This is a genomic window from Hyphomicrobium sp. 99 (genome assembly GCF_000384335.2).
Taxonomy (GTDB): domain Bacteria; phylum Pseudomonadota; class Alphaproteobacteria; order Rhizobiales; family Hyphomicrobiaceae; genus Hyphomicrobium_B.
Map to the genome: position 1 here is coordinate 2,501 of NZ_ARWG02000004.1, position 3,387 is coordinate 5,887.

2 rRNA genes are annotated in these 3,387 nt (G+C 53.9%); both read left to right on the top strand.

Features of this window, described 5'->3' with window-relative positions:
• Nucleotides 1-182: 182 nt before the first annotated feature.
• Nucleotides 183-2,975: ribosomal RNA gene (locus G359_RS00280) — 23S ribosomal RNA — on the top strand.
• A gap of 196 nt (nt 2,976-3,171) precedes the next feature.
• Nucleotides 3,172-3,286 (top strand): 5S ribosomal RNA (gene rrf, locus G359_RS00285).
• Nucleotides 3,287-3,387 lie beyond the last annotated feature (101 nt).

Genomic DNA, 3,387 nt, shown 5'->3' on the forward strand with positions numbered 1-3,387 from the left:
TTTAGTCTGATTGACTTCTGGTTCGTTTATGCGGGCTGCATGCTTTGGTGTGTGGCTCTCGTGAATGGACCTGGTCTTTCTGGAATAATGCTCACAGTCAAACGCGCTTGGTGATTGGCACTCCTTCTTTGCCGAGGGGTAGGTGTTGGATGCCTTGTGTGGTGAGCATTGCAAATGAGAGCGATCAAGTGACTTAAGGGCATCTGGTGGATGCCTTGGCGGTAAGAGGCGATGAAGGACGTGGTACGCTGCGATAAGCTTCGGGAAGGCGCGAACAGCCGTTGATCCGAAGATTTCCGAATGGGGAAACCCACCTTCGACATCTTGAAATTTGCACCTGTGAAAGCGGGTGCGGATTTCAGGGTGTCATCAGAAGGTATTTAGCCCTGAATACATAGGGGTTAAAAGCAAACCCAGGGAACTGAAACATCTCAGTACCTGGAGGAAAGGACATCAACCGAGACTCCGCGAGTAGTGGCGAGCGAAAGCGGACTAGGCCAGTGATAAAGCAATGACAACTGGAACCATCTGGAAAGGTGGGCCTCAGCGGGTGACAGCCCCGTACAGGTAATGCAGAGCTTTATCCTCGAGTAGAACGGGACACGTGCAATCCTGTTTGAACATGGGGGGATCACCCTCCAAGCCTAAGTACTCCTTACCGACCGATAGTGCACCAGTACCGTGAGGGAAAGGTGAAAAGCACCCCGACGAGGGGAGTGAAATAGTACCTGAAACCGGATGCCTACAAACAGTCGGAGCCCGCAAGGGTGACGACGTACCTTTTGTATAATGGGTCTGCGACTTAGTCTGACGAGCAAGCTTAAGGCGATAGCTGTAGGCGTAGCGAAAGCGAGTCTGAACAGGGCGTTCAGTTCGTCGGATTAGACCCGAAACCTGTCGATCTTGCCATGGTCAGGTTGAAAGTGGGGTAACACCCACTGGAGGACCGAACCGGTGTCTGTTGAAAAAGCCTCGGATGAACTGTGGCAAGGGGTGAAAGGCCAATCAAGGCAGGAAATAGCTGGTTCTCCGCGAAATCTATTTAGGTAGAGCCTCAGATGAATACTCCAGGGGGTAGAGCACTACATGGGCTAGGGGCCCCTACAGGGTTACCAAACCTAAGTAAACTCCGAATACCTGGAAGTACTATCTGGGAGACACACGGCGGGTGCTAACGTCCGTCGTGAAGAGGGAAACAACCCTGATCGCCGTCTAAGGTCCCTAAATCACTGCTAAGTGTGAAAGGATGTGGGAATCCCATAACAACCAGGATGTTGGCTTAGAAGCAGCCATCATTTAAAGAAAGCGTAACAGCTCACTGGTCTAAACAAGGGTTCCTGCGCCGAAAATGTAACGGGGCTAAAGCAGTGTACCGAAGACGCGGGTGTGCAGCAATGCACGCGGTAGCGGAGCGTTCCGTAAGCCTGTGAAGGGAGACCCGTGAGGGCTCCTGGAGGTATCGGAAGTGCGAATGCAGACATGAGTAACGAAAGAAGTGTGAGAAACACTTCCTCCGAAAGTCCAAGGGTTCCTGCGTAAAGTTAATCTGCGCAGGGTTAGCCGGCCCCTAAGGCGAGGGCGAAAGCCGTAGTCGATGGGAACCACGTTAATATTCGTGGGCCAGTGGGTGTGTGACGGATGCAGCAAGTTGTCGAGGCTTATTGGATTGCCGAGGCAGCGAATGTGTCCCTGGAAATAGCCCCCACGTAGACCGTACCCGAAACCGACACAGGTGGACTGGTAGAGAATACCAAGGAGCTTGAGCGAAGTGTGCTGAAGGAACTCGGCAAATTACCTGCGTAACTTCGGGAGAAGCAGGCTGTCTTTTCGGGCAACCGGAAGGGCAGGACACAAACTAGGGGGTGGCGACTGTTTACCTAAAACACAGGGCTATGCTAAGTCCAACGACGACGTATATGGCCTGACGCCTGCCCGGTGCTGGAAGGTTAAGAGGAGAGGTGCAAGCCTTGAATCGAAGCCCCAGTAAACGGCGGCCGTAACTATAACGGTCCTAAGGTAGCGAAATTCCTTGTCGGGTAAGTTCCGACCTGCACGAATGGCGTAACGACTTCCCCACTGTCTCCAGCACACACTCAGTGAAATTGAATTCCCCGTGAAGATGCGGGGTTCCTGCGGTTAGACGGAAAGACCCCGTGCACCTTTACTGCAACTTTGCACTGGCAATCGTGACTGCTTGTGTAGAATAGGTGGTAGGCTATGAAACCTGGGCGCTAGCTCGGGTGGAGCCGAAATGTGAAATACCACCCTAGTGATTATGGTTGTCTAACCGCGGTCCGTTATCCGGATCCGGGACAGCGCATGGTGGGCAGTTTGACTGGGGCGGTCGCCTCCTAAATCGTAACGGAGGCGTACGAAGGTTGGCTCAGGTTGGTCGGAAATCAACCGTCGAGTGCAATGGCATAAGCCAGCCTGACTGCAAGACTGACAAGTCGAGCAGAGTCGAAAGACGGTCATAGTGATCCGGTGGTTCTTTGTGAGAGGGCCATCGCTCAACGGATAAAAGGTACGCCGGGGATAACAGGCTGATGACGCCCAAGAGTCCATATCGACGGCGTCGTTTGGCACCTCGATGTCGGCTCATCACATCCTGGGGCTGGAGCAGGTCCCAAGGGTATGGCTGTTCGCCATTTAAAGTGGTACGTGAGCTGGGTTCAGAACGTCGCGAGACAGTTCGGTCCCTATCTGCCGTAGGTGTAGGAGAATTGAGAGGATCTGTCCTTAGTACGAGAGGACCGGGATGGACGTACCTCTGGTGGACCTGTTGTCGTGCCAACGGCACAGCAGGGTAGCTATGTACGGACGGGATAACCGCTGAAAGCATCTAAGCGGGAAACCCACCTCAAAACGAGTTCTCCCTCGAGAGTCGTGGAAGACTACCACGTTGATAGGCCGGGTGTGGAAGCGCTGCAAGGCGTGTAGCTTACCGGTACTAATAACTCGATTGGCTTGATTGCTCTCATTTAGCAATGCTCATCGATATCGCTCACGGAGCTGTTCGGCGCCTCGCGCCGGCTCCTCCGCGAGGCGTCGCTCAGCGACGGCGGCCACTTGGCCGCTGAGCCCTAACGGGCCGTAGCGCAGAGCACGATGGGCGTAGGCATTACAATCCAGAATAGACCAGAAATAGAAGTCATATGACGTCTCCGCTGACCTGGTGATTATGGCGGGGTGGCTGCACCCGATCCCATTCCGAACTCGGCCGTGAAACGCCCCTGCGCCGATGGTACTTCGTCTTAAGACGCGGGAGAGTAGGTCGTTGCCAGGTCTGCAGAGACGTCATGTGAAGTTCTAAATAAAACGAAGTCAATCGCCTCTATACATTCCATTCAAACGCGCCGCTGTGCCCTAAGCCAGCGGCGCGTTTTT